This window comes from Streptomyces avicenniae (genome assembly GCF_000719135.1).
Taxonomy (GTDB): domain Bacteria; phylum Actinomycetota; class Actinomycetes; order Streptomycetales; family Streptomycetaceae; genus Streptomyces; species Streptomyces avicenniae.
The window spans coordinates 184,312-206,389 of record NZ_JOEK01000009.1 but is presented as its reverse complement, the minus strand read 5'-3'; the positions used below and the strand labels follow the sequence as shown (position 1 = coordinate 206,389).

Sequence of the window (22,078 nt, the reverse complement as noted above, 5' to 3'; positions counted from 1 at the left end):
AGTTGACTTCCCCCATGCAGAAAGCGCCGAACTCCGCTGCGCAGGGCAACCCCCTCGACCATCGCTACCAAGGCGAACACCCGGTCCGTACCCTTGCCTATCTCTTCCGGCCCTACCGTTCCCGGCTGATCGCCGCGGTGGCCATCTTCTGCGTCCGGCACAGCCCGCTGTGGCTGCTCCCGCTCATCACCGCGAACATCATCGACATCGTCGTCCAGCACAAGCCGCTCGGCGACCTGTGGGTGAACGCGGCGATCCTCGCGGTGATGTTCACCCTGAACTACCCGGCCACCATCGGCTTCGCCCGCCTGATGAGCGGCAGCATCCGCCGCGTCGGCACGAGCCTGCGCTCCGCGCTCTGCGGCCGGATGCAGCAACTGTCCATCGGCTACCACTCCAAGACCAGCGCCGGTGTGCTCCAGGCGAAGGTGGTCCGCGACGTGGACGCCATCGAGGAGAGCGCCCGGCAGACGGCGGAACTGGGCCTCGGCGCGATCACCACGCTCATCGGCGGCCTGGTCGTCATCGGCTTCAAGGCACCGGTGTTCCTGCCGGTGTTCCTCGTCGTGGTCCCCGCCGCGTCGCTGCTCATACGCTACCTGCGCAGCCGCGTGCGCAGTCACAACGAGTCGTTCAGGCGCGAGGTGGAGCTGGTCTCCTCCCGGGTGACCGAGATGACCAGCCTCATCCACATCACCCGCGCCCACGGCCTGGAGCGCACGGCGCTCGGCCGCGTGGACGGCGCCCTCCTCCGGCTGCGCAGCGCGGGCCAGCGGCTCGACATCCTGAACGGCCGGATCGGCTCGCTCGCCTGGATCATGCTGAACGCGCTGGGCATGGTCTGCCTGATCGGCGCCGCCCTGGTGGCGTACCACGGCTGGCTCGACGTGACGGCGGGCGACATCGTCATGCTCAGCACCTTCTTCACGACGCTCACCGCGTCCATGAACGCGCTGATGGGCCTCACCCCGATCCTCAGCAAGGGCCTCGAATCGGTCCGCTCCATCGGCGAGGTCCTCCAGGCCCCCGACCTGGAGACCAACGCGGGCAAGCACGAACTGCCGCGCCTGCACGGCCGGATCGACTTCCAGGACGTCGAGTTCCGCTACGAGGGCGCCGACACCCCGTCGATCAGCGGCTTCGAACTGTCCGCGCGGCCCGGTGAGACGGTCGCGCTGGTCGGCCCGTCGGGCGCGGGCAAGTCCACGGTGCTCAACCTGCTGATCGGCTTCATCAGGCCGACCGGCGGCCGGATACTCCTCGACGGCACGGACGCCGCCGACCTCGACCTGCGCACCTACCGGCGCTTCCTGTCGGTGGTGCCGCAGGAGTCGATCCTCTTCGACGGCACGATCCGCGACAACGTCACCTACGGGCTCGACGACACGGACGACGAGGCGCTGGTGGAGGCGCTGCGCGCGGCCAACGCCTGGGAGTTCGTCCAGCGCCTGCCGCACGGTCTGGAAACCCTGGTCGGCGAGCGCGGCGCGCTGCTGTCCGGCGGCCAGCGGCAGCGCCTCGCGATCGCCCGCGCGCTGATCCGCGACCCGCGCGTCCTCATCCTGGACGAGGCGACCTCCGCGCTCGACGGGCGCTCGGAGACCCTGGTGCAGGAGGCGATGGGCCGCCTGATGGCGGGGCGCACGGTCTTCGTCGTCGCGCACCGGCTGTCCACCATCCGGGGCGCCGACCGCATCGTGGTGATGGACCAGGGCCGGATACGCGAGGTCGGCAGGCACGACGAACTGCTCGCGCTCGGAGGCCTGTACACGCAGCTCGGCCCCGGCCAGGTCGCCTGAGCGGCCCGGTCAGGCCTTCGTCACCGCCGTCAGGATCTCGGGGAGCCTGGCGGCGGTGCGCGGCGCCGCCAGCCGCAGGCCGCCCCAGGCGACCAGCAGCCCGTACCCCAGGCCGAGGGGCAGGACGAGCGGGAGCAGCGCGCTGCCCGAGCTGTCCAGCCAGATCGCGAGGGCGATCACCGGCGCGGCCAGGACGGCGCAGGAGACGGCGCCCGCGACGATGCCGCCCCACGCGAGACCGCCCTGCCCCGGTGCGACGTTCTTCATCGCGTTGTCCTCCGGGATGGAGTAGGGGAAGCGCACGCTCGCCATCGCGCCGGTCGCGACCATCGACCCGAAGATCGCTGCGGACAGGCCCATCGCCTCGGGCAGCCGCGCCCAGTCGTCCGCGAGCCCGGCCGCGAGCACGGCGACCAGCAGCACGTAAGGCAGCGCGATCAGCGACAGCCCCAGCGCGCGCCCGCGCAGCTCGGCGTAGGCGTCGGCCGGGGTGCTGATGGTCTGCGCGACCAGCCAGAAGCCGCTGTAGTCCTGCCCGAACTGGTTGTACATCTGGAGGCCGAGGAGCGCGGCGGCCCAGTAGGCGCTGTGCACGCTGCCGCCGCCCTGGACGGTCAGCAGGACGGGCATCAGCGCGCCCATGCCGAGGGCCATCGTCCAGCCCATGCGGGCCTTGGGGTCGCGCCACGCGTACCGGAGCGTCCGCAGCATCACCGTGCCGTTGCGGGTGCGGGACAGGCGGGTGGCGAGGCCGCCACCGGCGGCGCGGGTGGGGCCGCCGTCGGGGGTGGCCTGGAACGTCGAGGCGTCGGGCGCGGTCATGAGGCGCGTCAGGCTGCGGCGCCACCAGTCCACCAGCAGCAGCGTCAGCGCGGCCGTCCCGGCGAGCGCGGCGAAGGCGACGCCGTACGCGCCGTCGCCCGCTGCCCTGACGCCCTCGACGGCGGCGGCGGGCGGGAGCCAGCGCAGGACGTCGGCGACGCTCTCGAACGGGGCCAGCGACCCGCTCTCGGACAGCTCGGACAGGGCGACGTTGACGAGCTGGAGCGCGGCGACGACCACGAGGCCGCTGAAGACGGCCAGGTCACGGCCCCGGCGGCTGGTGAGCAGCCGTGCGTTGGCCGTGGCGACGGCGCGGGACAGCGAGGTGCACGCCAGCAGGATCAGCGGCACGGCGAGCACGGCGGCGGCCGTCCCGGCGGCGCCCCGTGTGGTCCCGATGGCGATGCCGAGCAGCACGAGCAGGGTGAACAGCGGCCCCGGGCCGATGACGGACGCGGCGAGCTGCCCGGCCATCATCTGCCGGGGGCGCAGCGGCAGCATGGCGAGCCGCCCGGGGTCCAGCGTCTCGTCGGCCGCGCCGAGGAACATCGGCATGAACGCCCAGGAGACCGCGAGGACGGCGGCGAAGGTGATCCCGACGTCCGCCGCGTGCCGGTTGCCGCGCAGCGCGGACAGGCCGAGCAGCGCGAGGAGGCCGACGAGCGTGGCCAGGATCAGCGTCGCGATGAACGCCGCCGAGCGGCCGGTGGACTGGCGCGCGCCGTTGCGCAGCAGGCTCAGCTTGAGCCGGGCGAAGGTCGCGGCGACGGCCGGGAGCGAGAGGGGCACCGGGCCGGGCGCGGCGGCGCTCCTGGGCGGGGCGGTGGGGGAGGGGAGCGTCATCGGGCGCCTCCGAGCCAGTCGAGCCGGGAGTCGCGGCCGATGTCCTGCGCGCCCACGAGGTCGAGGAACGCGGCGTGCAGCGTCGGGGCGTCGCCCCGTATCTCGTCCGGCGGCCCCGCCGCCCTGATCCGGCCGCCCGCCATGACGGCGACCCAGTCGCACAGCGACTCGACCAGCTCCATGACATGGCTGGAGAGCACGACGGTCGCGCCCGTCGCCGTGTACCGCGCGAGCACGTCGCGGATGACCTGGGCGGAGACCGGGTCCACGCCTTCGAACGGCTCGTCGAGGAAGAGGACGTCCGGGTTGTGCAGCAGTGCGGCGGCGAGGCCCGTCCGCTTGCGCATGCCGGTCGAGTAGTCCACGACCATCGTGTGCTGCGCGGACGCCAGGCCGAACACGTCGAGGAGCTGGTCGGCGCGACGCTCGACCTCGTCGGGCGGCAGTCCGCGCAACGAGCCCTGGTAGGTGAGCAGTTCGCGCCCCGAGAGCCGTTCGAACAGGCGCAGTCCCTCGGGGAGGACGCCGATCCGCGGCTTGACCAGCTCGGGGGTGCGCCACAGGTCGTGGCCGCCTATCTCGACGGTGCCCGCGTCGGGGCGCAGCAGGCCGGTCAGCATCGAGAGCGTCGTCGTCTTGCCCGCCCCGTTGGGGCCCACGACGCCGACGAAGTGGCCCGCGGGAAGGTCGAGATCCACCCCGCCCACCGCGATCCGCTCGCCGAAGGACTTCCACAGGCCGCGTGCCCGGACGGCCCGGCCCCGCGTCGGATCGTCGTCGTTCATGCGCGCCAGGATACGCGGCGCCCGTCGTGCCGCCCCCTGGCGCGGAACGGGCGTGACGGGCGGGGGCCGCCTCGTGCGCGCGGCCCCCGCCCGTCCTCCTCCCACTCCCCGTTCAGGCCCCGCCCCGGCTCAGCCGTTCCCGTCCATCGACGGCTTCAGCAGCACCTTGGTCCAGCCGTCGGTCCGCTTGTCGAACCGGTCGTACGCCATCGGCGCCTGGTCGAGCGGCAGCCGGTGCGAGACGACGAAGCTGGGCGTCGCGCGCCCGGCGACGATCAGGTCGCGCAGCTGCCGGTTGTACGACTTGACGTTGGCCTGTCCTGTGCCCATCCGCAGGCCCTTCTCGAAGAAGCGGCCCATGCTGAACACGAGCTGGCCGTGCTGCGCCGCCTCGGTCGGGCCGCCGGGGTCGGAGGGCACGTACAGCCCGACGACGCCGATCGCGCCGGTCGCGCGGACGCAGTCCACCAGCGAGTTGAGGATGATGGCGGGCTGCTCCTCGCCCTCGCCCACGGTGGCCTGGTAGCCGACCGCGTCGATGCCCTTGTCCGTGCCGTCGCCGTTGGTGCGGTCCTTGATCTGCTCGGCCGTGTCGCCCGCGGTGAAGTCGATGGGCGTGGCGCCGATCTGCTCCGCGAGGCGCAGCCGGTCGGGCTGCCGGTCCACGACGAAGACGCGCGAGGCGCCCCGGAGGAACGCCGAGTAGGCGGCCATCAGCCCGACCGGGCCCGCGCCGAAGACCGTGACCGAGTCGCCCGGCTCGACCCCGGCCAGCTCGGTGGCGTGGTAGCCGGTGGGGAAGATGTCGGCCAGCAGCGCGAAGTCGTCCTCGTGCTCGGTGCCCTTGGGCAGCTGGAGGCAGTTGAAGTCGGCGAACGGCACCCGCAGGTACTCCGCCTGCCCGCCGCGGTAGGGGCCCATCGACACGTAGCCGTAGGCGCCGCCCGCGAAGCCGCTGTTCACGGTGAGGCAGAACCCCGTCTTGTGCGCCAGGCAGTTCTTGCAGAAGCCGCAGGCGACGTTGAACGGCAGGACGACGCGGTCGCCCTTCTTCACGCTGACGACGCCGGGGCCGACCTCCTCGACCACGCCCATGTTCTCGTGGCCGAAGACGATCCCGGACTCGGCGCCCGTCCTGCCCTCGTACATGTGCAGGTCCGAGCCGCAGATGGCGGTCGTGGTGATCTTGATGACGACGTCGGTGGGCGCCTCGATCCTGGCGTCCGCGACCTCTTCGACCGCCACCGAATAGGGCTCGTGGTAAACAACCGCCTTCACTGCTACCTCCCGGGACGTCCGTGACGGGTACACGGGCTGGGCTGCTGCGCTGACTGGTGGCGCCTGTGCGTTATGCGGCCTATGTCGCGATTACGCCACTCGTGTCATCGTAAGGTCCGTCTCCCAGGGCGGCCACCCGGCGGGCCTCCTCCGTCCGCGCCGCCAGCCGTTCGCGCTGCGGCAGCACCGTGTACCTCGGGTCGCGCGCCGACGCCACGCCCGCGTGGAAGATCCCGAAGCGCGTGCACGCCGACGCCGCCAGCAGCGCCGCGCCGCTCGCCGCAGCGGCCGTCCTGCTCCTGCCGCCCAGCAGCGCCGCCCCGGCCGCGCCCGCCGCCGCCAGCCCCTCGGCGGCCCGCAGCAGCCGACCGGCGCGCCCGGCCGCGTACGTCTCGGCGACCACGCCGACGCGCCGCCGCAGCAGCCGCGTCATCAGCAGTTCCCCCGCCGCGCCCAGCACGGCCGCCCGCCGCGCCGGGCCGTTCTCCGCGCGCGGCCCGGCCAGCAGCGCCATCCCGGCAGCGGCGGTGGCGGCCGACGCCGTGAACAGGTACGGCAGCTCCCGGTGCCCCTCGTGCCAGGCGGGCACCGCCGTGTCGGCGAGCAGCACGCCCGTGTACGCGGCCACCGCCGGGCCCGTCAGCGCCGCGCCGCAGGCCGCCGCGCGGCCCGCACGGGGCAGCAGCCCCGTCACGTCGGACGCGGCGGCGGCGCCCGCCAGCGGCCCGTACACCGCCAGCAGCCACGACCCCATGTTCATCGGCGACGTCGGCTTGACCACCCGCAGCATGTTCACGAACCGCTCGGGCCGCCCCAGGTCGTGGATCAGCGCGACGGCCGACAGCGACACCGCGCCCAGCGAGCTGAGCTTCATCGCCCGCGCCGTGCGCCGCCGCCCGCTCAGGTCGGCCCCGGCCGCCAGCACGGAGCCCGCGCCCGCGAGCCCGCCGAGGAACAGGTAGCCCGCGATGTCGGTGGCCGCCCAGGACGGCGCCTTGATCACCGGGCGCCCGTAGTAGGACGTGAACTCCGCGTCGGGCACGAGCCGTCGCTCGCCGCCGCGTCTCCCGCGCCCGCGCCGCCGCCGCGCGCCTTCGCCGTCCATGCCGTTGCCGAACAGCGCGTCGCGGCCCGGCCGTTCACCGGCCAGGCCCTCGCGCGTCACCCGTGCCTCGCTCACCGTGTCTCCGTCCCGTGGTCGTCGTGCTGGCCGTGCCCGCCGCGCGGGGTCACCTGCCGTGTCCCCGCCGCCCCGCGAACGTCCCCGCGAGCCCGCCGAGCAGCGCCAGCGCGGCCACGCCCGCGTGCCGCCACATCCGCGGCAGGTCGCGCGTCGTGACGACCGGGTCGGGTGGCAGGCCGTACACCTCGGGCTCGTCCAGCAGCAGGAAGAACGCGCCGTCGCCCCCGACGCCGTCCGACGGGTCAGCGCCGTACAGCCGCGCGTCCGGCACGCCCGTCTCCCGCAGCCGCTCGACGCGCGCCGCGGCGCGCTCCCGCAGCTCGTCCAGCGGGCCGAACTGGATCGACTCGGTCGGGCACGCCTTCGCGCAGGCGGGCTCGGCGCCCGCGCCCAGCCGGTCGTAGCACATCGTGCACTTCCAGGCGCGGCCGTCGCCCGGCCGCTGCTCGATCACCCCGTACGGGCAGGCGGGCACGCAGTACCCGCAGCCGTTGCACACGTCCTCCTGCACCACGACCGTGCCGAACTCCGTGCGGAACAGCGCGCCGGTCGGGCACACGTCGAGGCACGCCGCGTGCGTGCAGTGCTTGCACACGTCGGACGCCATCAGCCAGCGCAGCTCCGTGCGCCCCTCGGGCGAAGGCGGGCCCGGCGTCGTCGGGCTGACGGCGGCCTCCGCCACCGGCGTCCCCGAGCCCTGCGCGGCCAGCGCCAGCACGTCGATCCCCGAGTGGTCGAGGTGCGCCTCCTGGCCGCCCAGCGGCTTGTTCTGCTCGATGAACGCGACGTGCCGCCACGTCGAGGCGCCCAGCGCGCCCGTGTTGTCGTAGCTCATGCCGGTGAGGAGCAGGCCGTCCTCCGGCACGGCGTTCCACTCCTTGCACGCCACCTCGCACGCCTTGCAGCCGATGCACACGGACGTGTCCGTGAAGAACCCCACGCGGGGCGGCGCCCCGACGTGCCCGGCGTCGGCCGCCACGTCCGGTTCCTGGCCCGACAGCAGCCGCCGCGCGCGGCCTTCCCCGTCCACCTGGCTCGTCATCGCCTCAGACCTCCAGTCCCGTGCGCTCGTCGCTCCCGGCGCGCCGCCGGTAGTCCGCCACCAGCTCCCGCAGCGCCGGGCCCCGGGGGCGGCGGCCCGGCCTGATGTCGGCCGACAGGGCCTTGACCTCCTGGATGTGCACGTTCGGGTCCAGGACGATGGCCGACAGCTCGTTCGCCGCGTCGCCGCGCGTGAGGCCGTTCGGCCCCCAGTGGTAGGGCAGGCCGATCTGGTGCACGGTGCGGCCGTCCGCGCGCAGCGGCGCCATCCGCGTCGTCACCAGCACGCGCGCCTCGATCGCGCCGCGCGCCGTGACGACGGTGGCCCAGCCGGTGTGGTCCAGGCCCCGCTCGGCGGCCAGCTCGGGCGACACCTCGCAGAAGAACTCCGGCTGCAGCTCGGCGAGATAGGGCAGCGTGCGCGTCATGCCGCCCGCCGTGAAGTGCTCCGTGAGCCGATACGTCGTCACGACGTAGGGGAAGACGGCGCGGCCCCGCTCGCTGCCCGAGGGGTGGTACCTGTTGCCCTCGTGCGGGAAGAGCAGCCGTACCGGCGAGCGGGGGTGCTCCGGGTAGAGCGCGTTGCCGAACGGCGAGTCCTGCGGCTCGTAGTGCGTCGGCAGCGGCCCGTCCGCGAGCCCCGCGGGCGCGTACAGCCAGCCCTTCCCGTCGCCCTGCATGACGAACGGGTCGTCGCCGCGCAGCGCCGCGACGCCGCGCGCGTCGTCGGGCGGGACGAAGCCGGGCGGCAGGTCGGCCACGAAGTCCGGCACGTCGTGCCCGGTCCACCGGCCCGCCTCCCCGTCCCACCACACGAACGCCTTGCGCTCGCTCCACGGCGAGCCGTCCGGCGCGGCGGACGCCCGGTTGTACAGCACCCGGCGGTTCAGCGGCCACGCCCACGCCCACTCGGCGGCCACCCAGTCCTGCTCGGTGTGCGGTGTGCGGCGCGCCGCCTGGTTCACGCCGTCCGCGCGGACGCCGCAGTAGATCCAGCAGCCGCAGGCCGTCGAGCCGTCGCCGCGCAGCTCGGTGTACGCGGACAGCGGCGCGCCGTCCGGGCCGTGCCCGTTGATCTCGGCGAGGACGGCCTCGGCGTCCGGCTCGGCGTGCGGCCCGACCTCCGGGTAGTCCCAGGCGAGGTCGAGGAACAGGCGGTCGGCCGGGTCGTCCGAGGCGGCCAGCCGCTCCCTGATCCGCCGCTGGAGGTGGTGCGCGAACCACAGCTCGCTGCGCGCGTCGCCCGGCGGCTCGACCGCCGCGTGGTGCCACTGGAGCCAGCGGTTCGTGTTGGTGAACGAGCCGGACTTCTCGGTGTGCGCGGCGGCCGGGAAGAAGAAGATCTCGGTGGCGACGTCCTCGGTGCGCAGCTCGCCGCTCTCGATCTCCGGGCCGTCGCGCCACCACGTCGCCGACTCGATCAGCGAGAAGTCCCGCACCACCAGCCAGTCGAGGTTCGCCATGCCGAGCCGTTGCAGCCGGGCGTTGGCCGAGCCGACCGCCGGGTTCTCGCCGAGGAGGAAGTAGCCCTTGCAGGCGCCGTCGAGCTGGGCGAGGACGGTGTCGTACGTGCTGTGCGAGCCGGTGATGCGCGGGAGGTGGTCGAAGCAGAAGTCGTTGTCCGCCGTCGCCGCGTCGCCGTAGTACGCCTTCAGGAGGCTGACGACGTAGGCGCGCATCTCCGCCCAGAACCCCTTGTGCGTGCGGACGGCCTCGACGAACGTGCCGAGGTCCGTGTGGGCGGGGGCGTGCGGCATCGGGATGTAGCCGGGCAGCAGGTTGAACAGCGTCGGGATGTCGCTCGACCCCTGGATGCTGGCGTGGCCGCGCAGCGCCTGGATGCCTCCGCCCGGCCGCCCGATGTTCCCCAGCAGCAACTGGAGGATGCTCGCCGCGCGGATGTACTGGGCGCCGACGGTGTGCTGCGTCCAGCCCACGGCGTAGCAGAACGCGCTGGTGCGCTCAGGGCCCGAGTTCGACGTCAGCGCGTCGCAGACCTTCGCGAACGTCGCGCGCGGCACGCCGCACACCCGCTCGACCATCTCGGGCGTGTAGCGCGCGTAGTGCCGCTTGAGCACCTGGTAGACGCAGCGCGGGTGCGTCAGCGTCTCGTCCCTGGCGGGGTGGGGCGGTACGTCCTGGCCGCCGGAGCCGTGCGACTCCGCGCCGCCCGCCTGGTGCTCGACGGCCACGCTGCCCCGGCCGGGGACCGGCTGCGCCTCCTGCGAGCCGGTGGGCGAGGCGACGTCGGCGCCCTCGTACGCCCAGCTCGCCGGGTCGTAGTGCCGCCGCTCCTCGTCCAGCCCCGAGAAGACGCCGGACAGGTCCTCGGTGTCGCGGAAGTCCTCGGAGACGAGGCTCGCCGCGTTCGTGTACGCGAGGACGTACGGCCTGAAGTCCTTCCCCTCGGCGAGCACGTGGTGGATCAGGCCGCCGAGGAACGCGATGTCGCTGCCCGCCCGGATCGGGACGTGCAGGTCGGCGAGCGCGCTGGTGCGCGTGAAACGCGGATCGACGTGGACGATCGTCGCGCCGCGCGCCTTCGCCTCCATCACCCACTGGAAGCCGACCGGATGGGCCTCCGCGTAGTTCGAGCCCTGGATCACGATGCAGTCGGAGTTCTGGAGGTCCTGCATGAACGTCGTCGCGCCGCCCCGGCCGAACGACGTGCCGAGCCCGGCGACCGTGGCGCTGTGGCAGATCCGCGCCTGGTTCTCGACCTGCACGACGCCGAGCCCGGTGAACAGCTTCTTGAGGAGGTAGTTCTCCTCGTTGTCGAGGACCGCGCCGCCCAGGGACGCGATGCCCATCGTCCGGGCCACCCGCGCGCCCTCGTGATCCCACTGCCAGGTCGCCCGCCGGGTGGCCACGACGCGGTCGGCGACCATGTCCATCGCCGTCTCCAGGTCGAGCGGCTCCCACGCGGTGCCGTGCGGGCGGCGGTACAGGACCTGGTGGCGCCGCGCGCCGCCGGTGACCAGCTGGAGCGTCGCCGACCCTTTGGGGCACAGCCGCCCCCGGCTCACGGGCGAGGCCGGGTCGCCCTCCACCTGCACGACCCGCTCGTCCTTGACGTACACCTTCTGCCCGCAGCCCACGGCGCAGAACGGACAGATCGAGTCCACGACGCGGTCGGCCGTCTCCGTGCGCGCCGTGAGGCCCGCCGTGCGGCGCGACATCGCGGCGGCGCCGCGCCCGAGCGGGTCCTGTCCGGTCAGCTGCCGATACACGGGCCAGTCCTGGATCCAGGTCCGCACGCCCATGGGTGTCCTTCCGCTCGGTTGCCTGATCGCCGGTTCCCCCGATTCGGCATCTTTATGGAGAAAAGGGAAACAAGCACCCGATCGGCGCGGCTGCCGGGCGATGATTCACCCGGCGGGCCCCCGGCGGCGCCCTGGCCGGACGCCCCCGCCCGAACTCCCCCCGCGAAACGACACGTTCGCCCACGAACCCCCACGCGGACGCGGGGCGCGGGCCCGGGCGTCCCTTCCCTCCCGGCCGCCCACCTGCACGGTCGCCCGTTCGGGGGAGTAGGTTGAGCGTTCATGGAACACCGTCTTCTCGGCCGCAGCGGCCTTTTCATCAGTGAGATCGCCTACGGAAACTGGCTCACCCACGGCTCGCAGGTGGAGGAGGAGGCCGCCACCGCGTGCGTCCGCGCCGCCCTCGACGCCGGTATCACCACGTTCGACACGGCCGACGTCTACGCCGCGACCCGTGCCGAGTCGGTGCTCGGCCGCGCCCTGAAGGGCGAGCGCCGCGAGGGCCTGGAGATCTTCACCAAGGTCTACTGGCCGACCGGCCCAGGACCGAACGACCGCGGCCTGTCCCGCAAGCACATCATGGAGTCGATCAACGCCTCCCTGCGCCGCCTCCAGACCGACTACGTGGACCTCTACCAGGCCCACCGGTTCGACCAGTCCACGCCGCTTGAGGAGACGATGTCGGCCTTCGCCGACATCGTGCACTCGGGCAAGGCCCACTACATCGGCGTCTCCGAGTGGACGGCCGACCAGATCCGCGCCGCCCACGGCCTCGCCCGTGAGCTGCGCGTCCCGCTCGTCTCCAGCCAGCCGCAGTACTCCATGCTCTGGCGCATCATCGAGCAGGACGTCATCCCCACCAGCGAGGAGCTGGGCCTCGGCCAGATCGTCTGGTCGCCGATCGCGCAGGGCGTGCTGACCGGCAAGTACCTGCCGGGCCAGCAGCCGCCCGCCGGGTCGCGCGCCACCGACGAGAAGGGCGGCGCGAACATGATCAGCCGCTTCCTGAACGACGACGTGCTGGAGGCCGTGCAGAAGCTGCGCCCGCTCGCCGACGAGGCCGGTCTCAGCCTCGCCCAGCTCGCGGTCGCCTGGGTCCTGCAGAACCCGAACGTCTCCGCGGCCATCGTCGGCGCCTCCCGTCCCGAGCAGGTCGGCGAGAACGCCAAGGCGGCCGGGGTGAAGCTGGACGCGGACCTCCTGGCCCGCATCGACGAGATCACGGCGCCCGTCGCCGTGACCGACCCGATCCAGGTCCACAAGAACACGCCTCCGAAGCGCTGATCGCCCCGGGGCCACGGCGGCCGACGCGGACCTCCGCGTCGGCCGCCGCTTTGCTGTGTCGTCGTCCGGTTGCCCGCAGGCCCGGCGGGTATCTTGTCCCAGTCTGTACCGGGCCGCCGCGCTCCTTCCCGCGCCCGGTGGCCGGTGCCCGCACCCGGCGGTACCCCCACACACGGTGCTCACCGTAAGAAAGGACCGCGACCGTGACCGACACGACGCCCCCCGCAGTCACCGCCCCCGTCCCGCCCGACCAGGGCCCCGCGCCGTCGGGCGGCCAGGACGCCGACGTGATCGTCGTCGGCGCGGGCCCGGCCGGATCGTCCGCCGCCTACCACCTCGCCCGGCAGGGCCTCGACGTGCTCCTCCTGGAGAAGTCCGACTTCCCCCGCGAGAAGGTCTGCGGCGACGGCCTCACGCCGCGCGCCGTCCGGCAGCTCCTGCGCATGGGCATCGACACCGCGGCCGAGGGCTGGCACCGGAACCGGGGCGTCCGCTTCTACTCCGCCCACGACAGTCTTGAGGTGGACTGGCCCGAGAGCAGCCGCTTCCCCGGCTACGGACTGACCCGCAGCCGCCACGACTTCGACGACCTCCTCGCCCGCCAGGCCGTCCACGCCGGTGCCCGGCTGTGGACCGGCGCGCGCGTCACGGCCCCCGTCGTGGACCGCGCCGGGCGCGTGCGGGGCGTGGAGGCCGTCGTCGGCAAGGAGAAGCGGCCGGTCACCTGCGCGGCGCCTGTCGTCGTCGCCGCGGACGGCGTCTCCGCCCGGCTCGCCGTCGCCCTCGGCGTCGATCGCGACCCCGCCCGCCCCATGGCCACCGCCGTCCGCCGCTACTACCGCAGCCCCGCCCGGCACGCCGACCCGTACCTCGACGTCTGGTCGGAGCTGCGCGCCCGCCCCGGCGGCCCCGCCCTGCCCGGCTACGGCTGGGTCTTCCCGATGGGAGACGGGCGCGTCAACGCCGGTCTCGGCCTGGTCAGCACGCGGGGCGCCGAGGGCGGCGACCTGCGCCGCCTCCTCGACACCTGGCTGTCCACCACCCCCGCCGCGTGGGGGCTGCGCGACGAGGCGAACGCCGAGGGCGAGGTGCGCAGCGCGGCGCTCCCCATGGGCCACAACCGCAGGCCCCACTACACGCGCGGCCTCGTCCTCGTCGGCGACTCGGGCGGCATGGTCAGCCCGTGGAGCGGCGAGGGCATCCCGTACGCGATGGAGTCGGGCGAGGTGGCCGCCGAGATCATCGGCGACGCCCTGGCACGCCCCGACGCGGCCTGGCGCGAGCGCGTCCTGCACCGCTACCCGCGGGAGATCCACGACCGCACCGGCCGCTACCACCGGCTCGGCACGGCGTGGGCAGCGCTGCTGACCCGCCCGGCCGCCGCCTCGTTCGTCAGCGGCCGGGTGCTCAGGTCGCCCACCGCGATGCGGGCGATGATCCGGCTGCTGACCAACCTCACCGACGACCGGGGCGGCGACGCCGTGGACCGCGTCCTCACGACGCTGGTGCGCGCCGTCCCCGCGCGGGCCCCACGCCGCCCGGCGCCGGTGGCCCGCGCGCGAAGGCGCTGAACCCGGCGCCGCTCAGTCCCGGGAAGGCGCGGCGCCGTCCAGGCGCAGCAGCATGGTGTCCGCGTCACCGCTGCGGCCGACCGTACGGAAACCGCGTGCCGCGTACAGGCGGACGGCCGCGTTGCCGTCCGCCACGGCGCGCGCGACCAGCGCGTCCAGCAGTGCGCCGCCGAGGGCGATCGCCTCGGGCGTGAAGCGGCCGGGGGCGTCCCAGGTGAACGCCGTCAGCAGGATCTCCGCCAGGAAGGCGGCGTCGTCGGACGCGGCGGGGAGGCGGGCGCCCGACCTTACGGAAGGGCGGCCCGTCCGCGCCACGCGGTTCAGCGCGTCCCGTGGCGTGCCAGGGCGAGGGTGCGGTGCGCCCCGGCGACGATGGCCGGGTCCACGAAGCGGCCGTCGGGCAGCGCGAGCGCGCCCGCGTCCGTCGCCGCCGCCCTTACGATCTCCGCCGCCGCCGACACCTCCGCGTCCGAGGGGAGGAACGCCTCGCGGATCACAGGGAGTTGGCGGGGGTGGATCGCCGTCCGGCCGAGGAAGCCGAGGGCGCGCCCCTCCGCGCACGACCTGGCGAGGCCCGCCGTGTCCCGCACGTCCGGGTACACCGACTGCGGCGGGGGCGCCAGGCCCGCCGCGCGCGCCGCGACGACGACCCGGCCGCGGGACCAGGCGAGCCCGCCGTCGTCCCGCACGCCGAGGTCGGCGCGCAGGTCGGCCTCGCCCAGCGCCACGCCCGCCACCGCCGGGTGCGCCGTGGCCACCGCGTACGCCTGCTCGACGCCGAGCGCGCTCTCCAGCAGCGCGTACAGCGCCGGGGGGCCGGCGGCCCAGGCGGCGACGCGGGCGATGTCCGCCGGGCCGTTCACCTTCGGCAGCCGCAGCGCGCCCAGGCCCGGCAGCGGCGCGAGCCGCCGCACCTCGCCCGGCGCGAGCGGCCCGTCGAGCGCGTTCACCCGGACGTGCACCGGCACCTCGTGACGGTCCGCCAGCAGCTCGGCGGTGGCGTCCAGCGCGTACCGCTTGCGCCCGGCGGCCACCGCGTCCTCCAGATCGACCAGCACCACGTCCGCGCCGGAGCGCAGCGCCTTCGCGACGGTCTCCGGCCGATCGCCCGGCACGTACAGCCACGTCAGGTACACGTCCTGCGGCGCGAGGACGCCGCCCTGCGCGGCGCCGCCCGCCTGGCCGCTCACAGTGCGCCCTCGTCGCGCAGCCGCCCGATGTCCTCGCCGCTGAGCCCGAGGCCGGTGAGCACGGCCTCGGTGTCCGCGCCGTGCGGGCGGCCCGCCCACTTGACGCCGCCGGGGGTGGCGGAGAGGCGGAAGAGCACGTTCTGCATGGTGACCTGGCCCAGTTCCTCGTCCTCGACGGTGGTGAACGTCCCGAGCGCCCTGTACTGCTCGTCCTGCATGGCGTCCCTGATGTCGTAGACCGGGGCGATCGCCGCCTCGGCCTTCTCGAACGCGGCCAGCACCTCCGCGCGGTCGTGCCGGGCGATCCAGGCGGCGACCGCCTCGTCCAGCTCGTCGGCGTGCCGGGCGCGGCCCGCGCCGGTCGCGAACCACTCCTCGCCGATCACCTCGGGGCGGCCCACCAGCCGCATCACGCGCTCCGCGATGGACTGCGCCGAGGTGGAGACGGCGACCCACGAGCCGTCGGCCGTGCGGTAGGTGTTGCGCGGCGCGTTGTTGGTGGAGCGGTTGCCCGTGCGCGGCTGGACGTAGCCGAGCTGGTCGTACCACGTCGCCTGCGGCCCGAGGACGGACAGCATCGGCTCGATGATCGCCATGTCCACGACCTGGCCCTCGCCGGTACGGTCGCGCCCGGCCAGCGCCGTCATGACCGCGTAGGCGGTGGACAGCGCGGCGATCGAGTCGGCGAGCCCGAACGGCGGCAGCGTCGGCGGCCCTTCCGGCTCGCCCGTCACCGCCGCGAAGCCGCTCATCGCCTCGGCCAGCGTGCCGAACCCGGGGCGCCGCGCCGAGGGGCCGAACTGCCCGAAGCCGGTGACGCGTGCCAGCACGAGGCGCGGGTTGGCGGCCGACAGCTCGGGCCAGCCCAGGCCCCAGCGCTCCAGCGTGCCAGGCCTGAAGTTCTCGATCACGACGTCGGCCCCGGCGGCGAGTCGCAGCAGCACGTCACGGCCGCCAGGCGTGGACAGGTCCAGGGTGATGGTCCGCTTGTTGCGGCCGAGCACCTTCCACCACAGGCCGACGCCGTCCTTGCTCGGCCCGTGGCCGCGCGAGGGGTCGGGGCGGCGCGGGTGCTCCACCTTGATCACCTCGGCGCCGAAGTCGCCGAGCATCGTCGCGGCCAGCGGACCGGCGAACAGCGTCGCCAGGTCGAGGACGCGCAGGCCCTCCAGGGGCGAGGGACGGGTCATCGGACGGTCCTTCCTTCCACTTCCTGACGGTGCGCGGCGGCGTGGAACGCGTCGATCTCGGCGCGCTCCGGCATGGACGAGGACGCCCCGGCGCGGCCGACCGACAGCGCCGCAGCCGCTGCCGCCCAGGCCAGCGCGTCCGGCATCGGCCTGCCCTCGCCCGACGCCACGGCGAGCGCGCCGGTGAAGGTGTCGCCCGCCGCCGTCGAGTCCACCGCGCGCACCGGCACGGCGGGGACGGTGACCGGCGCCGCGCCGCGCGCGGCGTACAGGCTGCCCGCCTCGCCGAGGGTCACGACGACCTCGGGCACGAGCGCGAGCAGCGCCTCGGCGGCGCGGCGCGGGTCGGCGTGGCCGGTCAGCGTCTCGGCCTCGTGCTCGTTGGGCACCAGCAGATCGACCAGGCGCAGCAGTTCGTCGGGCAGTGGGCGGGCGGGCGCCGGGGTGAGGACGGTCCGCACGCCGTGGGCGCGCGCCGCCCGCGCCCCCGACAGGACGCCTTCGAGGGGCAGTTCGAGCTGGAGGAGGAGGGTGTCGGCGCCCGCGATCAGCGCCTCGTCGGCGGGGGTGAGGGCGGTCACGGACGCATTGGCGCCCGGCACGACGACGATGGCGTTGCCGCCGTCGTCGTCCACGACGATGTGCGCCGTGCCGCTCGCGCCCGGCACGGTCCGCAGGCCCGCTGCGTCCACACCGGCGCCGGTGAGCGCCGCGCGCAGCCCGGCGCCGAAGCCGTCGTCGCCGACCGCGCCGACCATGCGGACGGCGCCGCCCGCGCGCGCGGCGGCGATCGCCTGGTTCATGCCCTTGCCGCCCGGCACGGTGCGGAACGCGGTGCCGGTCACCGTCTCCCCGCGGCGCGGCGCCGTGGGCACGTAGGCGACCAGGTCCATGTTGCAGGAGCCGAGCACGGCGATGGACGGGGTCATGCGGACACCTCCCTGGTGAGGGCCGCCAGGTCGTCGAAGCCGATGCCGTCGAAGCCGCCGACGCTCGTCGCCAGCCGGTTCTTCAGCGGCGCGGTCCAGTGCGCGCCGAGCGCGGCGGGCGTCCCGGCGAGCAGCCCGGCGACCGATCCGGCGGTCGCGCCGTTCGAGTCGGTGTCCCAGCCGCCGGACACCGCGCGGCAGACGGACGCCGAGAAGTCGCCGTCCGCGTGGGTGAGCGCGGCGGCCAGCAGCGCCGCGTTCGGCAGGACGTGCACCCAGTGGTGGCCGCCGTAGCGGGCGTGCAGCTGGTCCACGACGGTGTCGAAGTCACCGCCGCCCGCCGCGCGGGCCGCCTCGATCCCGAAGCGGACGGCCTCCGCCAGCCGCGAGCGCGGCGGCACGACGGAGAGCCCGGCCCGCAGGCAGCCGTGCACGTCCGTCCCGCCGCCCGCCGCCGCCGCGACGGCCGCCGCGGCGAACATCGCGCCGTACACGCCGTTCGCCGTGTGCGTCAACGCGGCTTCCCGGAAGGCGAGTTCGGCGGCCGTGCCCGGGTCGCCCGGGTGCGTCCAGCCGAAGACGTCGGCGCGGATCACGGCGCCGATCCACTCGCGGAACGGATTGCGGTACGTCGCGGTGTCCGGCGGTTCGACGCCCGCCAGCAGGTTGCGGTACGCGACCCGCTCCGCCGTGAACGTCCGCCCGGCCGGCAGCTCGTCCAGCCACAGCCGCGCGACGTCGGCCGTGGTGAAGTCCCGGCCGTGGCGGCGCAGGAGCAGCAGGCCGAGCAGCGGGTAGTTGAGGTCGTCGTCCTCCGGGCAGCCGTCGAGGGTCTCGGCCAGCGACGTGGCGCGCGACCTGCGGTTCCAGGGGTGGGCGGCGGCGACGTCGGCGGGCAGGCCCTCGGCCGTGAACCAGGTGCGGACCGGCCAGTTGCCCGTCGCGCGGCCGATGGCCCTGATCCCGTCGAGCGGCAGCTTCTCCACCGGTTTGCCGAGGACGCAGCCGACCGCCCGGCCCAGCCAGCCCGCGTGCAGCCGGTCGAGGGCGGCGGGCCCGGCGGGCGCCGGGGGCGGCGCGGGCCAGTCGGGGCAGGCGGCGCGGATCGCGTCCAGGCCGCCGGGCTCCTCGGCGGCCAGCGGCGAGGGCAGCAGCACCAGTTCGTCGAGCAGCCGCTCCGCGAGCGAGCGCAGCGCCGGATCGCCGGGGCCTGGCGACGCCCCGGCGCGCTCCGGCGCGGGCGGGCCGCCCGCCGCGCGCCAGCGCCGTTCGATCCCGGCCGTGTCCCGGCCGTCCTGCGCCGCCTGGCGCAGCTCGTGGCCCACCAGGTCCTCGGGCTGCACCCAGGTCAGGCGGATCTCGTCGGTCACGGCGCTCACAGCCCCGCGATCGCGTGGAACAGCGTCTCGTGCTCCCGGCGCCGCCTGGTGTCCAGCGCGAACACCTCACGGGCCACCGCCGCGAGCGCCCCGGCCGGGGCGCGCAGGTCGAGGCGGCTGGCGCGCGCGATCTCCTCGCTCCACTCCGCGGGCACCGCGTCCTCGCCGCGCAGCGCGCCGACCAGGGCGCCGCTCATCGTCGCGATCGAGTCGCAGTCACGGCCGTAGTTCACCGAGCCGAGCACGGTCTCGCGGAAGTCGCCGCCGCCGACCAGCAGCATGCCGAGCGCCACCGGCAGCTCCTCGATGGCGTGCAGCCGCGACGGGCGGCGCGCCCCCAGCGACGGCGCCCGGTACTCGGGACCGACCGTGTCGAACGGCGCCACCGCCGCCCGCAGCGGCGCGAGCGCCGACTCGAACCCGTCGTGGCCCGAGGCAGCCGCCGCGACCGCCTCGATGGCCGCGCGCGTCCCGTCCTTGGCCAGCGCCAGCGCCTCCGCGACCACGGACTCCGGCGTCGCGCCGGGACGGCAGGCCGCCGCGACGGCCGCCGCGAACACCCCGGCCGCCTCCCGGCCGTAGCTCGACTGGTGCGCGCCCGCGACGTCCAGCGCCTCCGCGTACGCGCCCGCCGGGTTGCCCGCGTTCACCAGCCCGACCGGCGCCATGTACATGGCCGCGCCGCAGTTGACGATGTTGCCGACGCCCGCCTCGCGCGGGTCCACGTGCCCGTAGTGGATGCGGGCCACGATCCACTTCTCCGCCAGGAAGATCCGCTGGAGCGGCAGCGCCTCGGCGCCCAGCTCGGGAATCCAGCGCGGCGTGCCGATCAGGTCGGGCACCAGGTGGTCGGCCACGGCGTACGCGTCCAGGTGGTCGCGCACCTTCTCGTAGACGCGGACCAGCGCGTGCGTCATCAACGTGTCGTCCGTGACGTGCCCGTCGCCCTTGTGGTAGGGCGCGATCGGGCGGGCCGTCCGCCACTCGTCGCGGTGGAACGGCTCGACGATGCCGCGCACCCGGCCGCCGTGCCGCTCCGCGATCGCCTCGGGGCTCCAGCCCTCGACCGCGCCGCCCAGCGCGTCGCCCACGGCCGCGCCCAGCAGGGCGCCGGTGACACGGGACTCCAGGGACAGCACGGGGGTGGTCGTCGTGCTCGTCGTGGTCATGCGGGATGTCCTTCCGAACGGTCCGAGAGGGGGGACAGGAAGCGGGTACGGGTCAGCCGCCCGGCCAGCTCGACCAGGTCGGCGCCGGCCAGGGAGGGGAGCGCGCAGCCCGCCAGGACGCGGCAGCTGTCACGCCAGGTGGCGGGCAGCGCCTCCGCGCCGCCCAGCGCGCCGGTCAGCGCGCCCGCGAGGGCGGGCGCCGAGTCGGCGACGCGCGAGAGACAGGCCGCGCTCGGCACGGCCTCGGTCACCGCACCGGCCGCCGCCGTCGCCACGGCGAGCGCCACCGGCACGGTCTCGGCGGCGGCGATGCCGTAGCTGTAGACGTGGTCCACGATCTCGTGCTCAAGCACCGGGACCAGCGCGAACGCGTTCCCCGGCTGCCCCGGGCGCGCCGCGACGGCCGAGCGGCCCAGGCCCACGGCCCGCAGCGCGTTGCGCCGGATCTCCGTGCCCTCGGGCAGCTGCCGCAGCGCCGCGTCCACGCACTCGTCCACCGGCGTGCCGCCGAGCGCCGCCGCGATCGCCGCGGCCATGGCCCGCGCGCCGTGCACCCCGTCGCCGTCCTGGGTGTAGCGGGCGTCGAACTCGGCCAGGTCGGCGGCGGCCTCGGGGGCGCCGGGATGGACGGTGGCCAGCACGGTCGCCCGGACGCAGGCCGCGTCGTCGAAGTAGTGCGGGTTGTCGTGCCCGGTCGCCGGGGGCAGCAGACCGGCCGCCAGGTTGCCGAGCCCGGCGCGCACCGAGATCCGGGCGCGCATCGGGATCTGCGCCGACTCGACCTCGTCCGCACGGTCGGTCGCGGCGGCCACCTCGTCGGCCAGCCCCTGCCAGGCGCCCGCCAGCGCGGCGCGCACCCCCGCGTCGTCGGGCCGCCTGCCGTCCGCCGCCGCCGACAGGACGGCCAGCGCGGTGAACGCGGCCCACTCGGCGTCGTCGGACGGGCCGAGCCGCAGCGGCTCCGGCGGCTGGTTCAGCGCTATGGGCACGGGCAGCGTCGTCGTCGCGTTCTGCTCGGCGAAGGTGTCCAGCTCACGGGTCAGCCGCCGCGTCCACTCCGGCAGCCGCGCCGCCCGGTGACGGCCCGAGGGCCAGCCCGCCGCGTCACCCGCGGCCAGCCCGAGCAGCAGCCCCTCGACGCGCCGCACGTCGTCCGGCACACGCCCGGCGGGCACGGCACCCGTCATCGCCTCGGCGGTCACACCGTCACCCCCTCGGCGGCCAGGGCGGGCCCGGCCGCGTACAGCAGGTCGGCGACCTCCAGGACGTGCCGCCCCGCCATCGACGGCAGGCAACTCCCGCGCACCGGGCCGATCTTCCGCGCCCACGCGGCCGGTACGGCCCGCTCGCCGCGCAGCGCCCCGGCCAGGGCCCCGGCGACGGCGGCCGTCGTGTCCGCGTCACGCCCCATGTTCACGGCCATCCGCACGGCGGGCGCGAACGTGCCGCGCGCGGCGGTGAACGCGCCGAACGCCAGCCCGACCGCCTCGGGCGCCAGGTCCGTCCAGGGGTAGCCGCCGATGACCGTCGCGGAGCGCACGGTCCGCTCCATCGTCACCTCGGTCGCCAGCGGGTCGCGCCGCGCCCGCCGCGCGGCGTCCACCGCGCGGTGCAGCGAGCGGGCCGTCCAGGAGTCCTCGGGCACGACCGACAGGGCCGTGCGCACGACCTCCTCCGCGTCGTCCGTCACCATCGCGGCGGCCACCCCGGCGGCCACGGCCCGGCCGCCGTAGATGCCCTCGCCGTCGTGCGAGACCGTGCCGTCGATGGCGACCAGCCGCGCCGCCTCGGCGGGGCGGCCCGCCGCGTACACCCCGAAGGGCGCCGCGCGCATCGCCAGCCCGTCGCTCCAGGCGTGCCGGTGCTGCGCGGAGATGGGGGCGGCGAGGCCGCGCCGCAGGTTCTCCAGCGTGCCGCGCTCGCTGAAGCCCGCGCCGTGGAACGGGCCCTCGTCGCGGTCGGCGATCCAGGCGTGCCATGCCGCCTCGACGTGCGCCACGGTCAGCCCGGCGCCGTGCTCGGTGAGCAGCAGGGCGGAGAAGATGGCGTACTCGGTGTCGTCGGTCCCGGCCGGGTCGTCGGAGACGTAGCCCTCGATACGGCCCCAGCGGGCGCGGATCTGGGAGGGTTTCATGTTCTCGGCGGGCGCGCCGAGCGCGTCGCCCACGGCCAGGCCGAGGAGGGCGCCGCGGGCGCGTTCCGCGCCCGTGGGCGGTGCGTCGCCGGTGGCGGGCCCAGGCTGCGGGGCGCCGCGTGGCGCGGGGTGGGGGGACGGGTCGGGGGAGACCGACAGGCTGTCGAGGCTGACGCTCATGTGCCTTCCGTGCTCACTGCTCGGTGATGCGGGTGCGG

The 22,078-nt window shown here is 75.2% G+C and carries 17 protein-coding genes; 3 read left to right on the top strand and 14 right to left on the bottom strand.

Annotation, left to right across the window (positions count from 1 at the left end):
• Window positions 1–14 precede the first annotated feature (14 nt).
• The gene (locus IF27_RS15955) at window positions 15–1,799 is read left to right on the top strand and encodes an ABC transporter ATP-binding protein (protein WP_052850255.1); all 1,785 of its coding nucleotides are present in this window, start codon (window positions 15–17) and stop codon (window positions 1,797–1,799) included.
• Between the two features lie 9 nt (window positions 1,800–1,808).
• Here IF27_RS15955 and IF27_RS15950 read toward each other — a convergent pair whose 3' ends face one another.
• The 6 genes from IF27_RS15950 to fdh all read right to left on the bottom strand — a co-directional run bounded on the left by IF27_RS15950 (window position 1,809) and on the right by fdh (window position 11,014).
• On the bottom strand, window positions 1,809–3,464 hold the full coding sequence (locus IF27_RS15950) for a hypothetical protein (RefSeq protein ID WP_052850254.1): 1,656 nt from the start codon (window positions 3,462–3,464) through the stop codon (window positions 1,809–1,811).
• A complete protein-coding gene (locus IF27_RS15945) occupies window positions 3,461–4,249 on the bottom strand; it encodes an ABC transporter ATP-binding protein (protein ID WP_052850253.1) in 789 nt (262 codons plus the stop codon). Before IF27_RS15945 ends, IF27_RS15950 begins: the two co-directional genes overlap by 4 nt.
• A gap of 129 nt (window positions 4,250–4,378) precedes the next feature.
• Window positions 4,379–5,527, bottom strand: coding sequence for a glutathione-independent formaldehyde dehydrogenase (locus IF27_RS15940; protein ID WP_052850252.1), 1,149 nt, complete (start codon window positions 5,525–5,527; stop codon window positions 4,379–4,381).
• 79 nt (window positions 5,528–5,606) lie between these two features.
• Complete coding sequence (gene nrfD / locus IF27_RS15935) at window positions 5,607–6,707, bottom strand: NrfD/PsrC family molybdoenzyme membrane anchor subunit (protein WP_052850251.1); 1,101 nt, start codon at window positions 6,705–6,707, stop codon at window positions 5,607–5,609.
• 49 nt (window positions 6,708–6,756) lie between these two features.
• Entirely contained in the window at window positions 6,757–7,752 is a 996-nt protein-coding gene (locus IF27_RS15930) for a 4Fe-4S dicluster domain-containing protein (protein ID WP_052850250.1), read from the bottom strand.
• Window positions 7,753–7,756: 4 nt separating this feature from the next.
• Window positions 7,757–11,014 (bottom strand): formate dehydrogenase, encoded by a 3,258-nt coding sequence (gene fdh, locus IF27_RS15925; RefSeq protein ID WP_052850249.1) that lies wholly within the window; start codon window positions 11,012–11,014, stop codon window positions 7,757–7,759.
• 282 nt (window positions 11,015–11,296) lie between these two features.
• Here fdh and IF27_RS15920 point away from each other — a divergent pair, with 282 nt between their 5' ends.
• Together IF27_RS15920 and IF27_RS15915 are read left to right on the top strand one after the other, a co-directional pair.
• Window positions 11,297–12,298: an aldo/keto reductase family protein gene (locus tag IF27_RS15920; protein ID WP_052850248.1), complete on the top strand. Its 1,002-nt coding sequence runs from the start codon at window positions 11,297–11,299 to the stop codon at window positions 12,296–12,298.
• Window positions 12,299–12,501: 203 nt separating this feature from the next.
• The gene (locus IF27_RS15915) at window positions 12,502–13,869 is read left to right on the top strand and encodes a geranylgeranyl reductase family protein (protein WP_110945947.1); all 1,368 of its coding nucleotides are present in this window, start codon (window positions 12,502–12,504) and stop codon (window positions 13,867–13,869) included.
• Between the two features lie 12 nt (window positions 13,870–13,881).
• Here IF27_RS15915 and IF27_RS15910 read toward each other — a convergent pair whose 3' ends face one another.
• The 8 genes from IF27_RS15910 to IF27_RS15875 are packed head-to-tail and all read right to left on the bottom strand — an operon-like array spanning window position 13,882 to window position 22,040.
• Window positions 13,882–14,184, bottom strand: coding sequence for a hypothetical protein (locus IF27_RS15910; protein WP_052850247.1), 303 nt, complete (start codon window positions 14,182–14,184; stop codon window positions 13,882–13,884).
• Between the two features lie 5 nt (window positions 14,185–14,189).
• Window positions 14,190–15,059 (bottom strand): HpcH/HpaI aldolase/citrate lyase family protein, encoded by an 870-nt coding sequence (locus tag IF27_RS15905; protein WP_052850246.1) that lies wholly within the window; start codon window positions 15,057–15,059, stop codon window positions 14,190–14,192.
• On the bottom strand, window positions 15,056–16,249 hold the full coding sequence (locus IF27_RS15900; protein WP_052850245.1) for a CaiB/BaiF CoA transferase family protein: 1,194 nt from the start codon (window positions 16,247–16,249) through the stop codon (window positions 15,056–15,058). The genes IF27_RS15905 and IF27_RS15900 overlap by 4 nt, the downstream gene beginning before the upstream one ends.
• The gene (gene rbsK, locus IF27_RS15895) at window positions 16,246–17,178 is read right to left on the bottom strand and encodes a ribokinase (RefSeq protein WP_052850244.1); all 933 of its coding nucleotides are present in this window, start codon (window positions 17,176–17,178) and stop codon (window positions 16,246–16,248) included. The genes IF27_RS15900 and rbsK overlap by 4 nt, the downstream gene beginning before the upstream one ends.
• Complete coding sequence (locus tag IF27_RS15890) at window positions 17,175–18,548, bottom strand: ADP-ribosylglycohydrolase family protein (RefSeq protein ID WP_052850646.1); 1,374 nt, start codon at window positions 18,546–18,548, stop codon at window positions 17,175–17,177. Before IF27_RS15890 ends, rbsK begins: the two co-directional genes overlap by 4 nt.
• A gap of 5 nt (window positions 18,549–18,553) precedes the next feature.
• Window positions 18,554–19,726 carry an ADP-ribosylglycohydrolase family protein gene (locus tag IF27_RS15885; RefSeq protein ID WP_052850243.1) on the bottom strand — a complete coding sequence of 391 codons (1,173 nt, stop codon included), beginning with the start codon at window positions 19,724–19,726 and terminating at the stop codon, window positions 18,554–18,556.
• Complete coding sequence (locus IF27_RS15880) at window positions 19,723–20,913, bottom strand: ADP-ribosylglycohydrolase family protein (protein WP_052850645.1); 1,191 nt, start codon at window positions 20,911–20,913, stop codon at window positions 19,723–19,725. The genes IF27_RS15885 and IF27_RS15880 overlap by 4 nt, the downstream gene beginning before the upstream one ends.
• Window positions 20,914–20,924: 11 nt before the next feature.
• Window positions 20,925–22,040, bottom strand: coding sequence for an ADP-ribosylglycohydrolase family protein (locus IF27_RS15875; RefSeq protein WP_052850242.1), 1,116 nt, complete (start codon window positions 22,038–22,040; stop codon window positions 20,925–20,927).
• Window positions 22,041–22,078 lie beyond the last annotated feature (38 nt).

What these genes read in the sequence shown, in the direction of transcription:
- IF27_RS15955 (WP_052850255.1), top strand. Translation starts at nt 15, where the DNA reads ATGCAGAAAGCGCCGAACTCCGCTGCGCAGGGCAACCCCCTCGACCAT.
- IF27_RS15950 (WP_052850254.1), bottom strand. Translation starts at nt 3,464, where the DNA reads ATGACGCTCCCCTCCCCCACCGCCCCGCCCAGGAGCGCCGCCGCGCCC.
- IF27_RS15945 (WP_052850253.1), bottom strand. Translation starts at nt 4,249, where the DNA reads ATGAACGACGACGATCCGACGCGGGGCCGGGCCGTCCGGGCACGCGGC.
- IF27_RS15930 (WP_052850250.1), bottom strand. Translation starts at nt 7,752, where the DNA reads ATGACGAGCCAGGTGGACGGGGAAGGCCGCGCGCGGCGGCTGCTGTCG.
- fdh (WP_052850249.1), bottom strand. Translation starts at nt 11,014, where the DNA reads ATGGGCGTGCGGACCTGGATCCAGGACTGGCCCGTGTATCGGCAGCTG.
- IF27_RS15920 (WP_052850248.1), top strand. Translation starts at nt 11,297, where the DNA reads ATGGAACACCGTCTTCTCGGCCGCAGCGGCCTTTTCATCAGTGAGATC.
- IF27_RS15900 (WP_052850245.1), bottom strand. Translation starts at nt 16,249, where the DNA reads ATGACCCGTCCCTCGCCCCTGGAGGGCCTGCGCGTCCTCGACCTGGCG.
- rbsK (WP_052850244.1), bottom strand. Translation starts at nt 17,178, where the DNA reads ATGACCCCGTCCATCGCCGTGCTCGGCTCCTGCAACATGGACCTGGTC.
- IF27_RS15885 (WP_052850243.1), bottom strand. Translation starts at nt 19,726, where the DNA reads ATGACCACGACGAGCACGACGACCACCCCCGTGCTGTCCCTGGAGTCC.
- IF27_RS15880 (WP_052850645.1), bottom strand. Translation starts at nt 20,913, where the DNA reads ATGACGGGTGCCGTGCCCGCCGGGCGTGTGCCGGACGACGTGCGGCGC.
- IF27_RS15875 (WP_052850242.1), bottom strand. Translation starts at nt 22,040, where the DNA reads ATGAGCGTCAGCCTCGACAGCCTGTCGGTCTCCCCCGACCCGTCCCCC.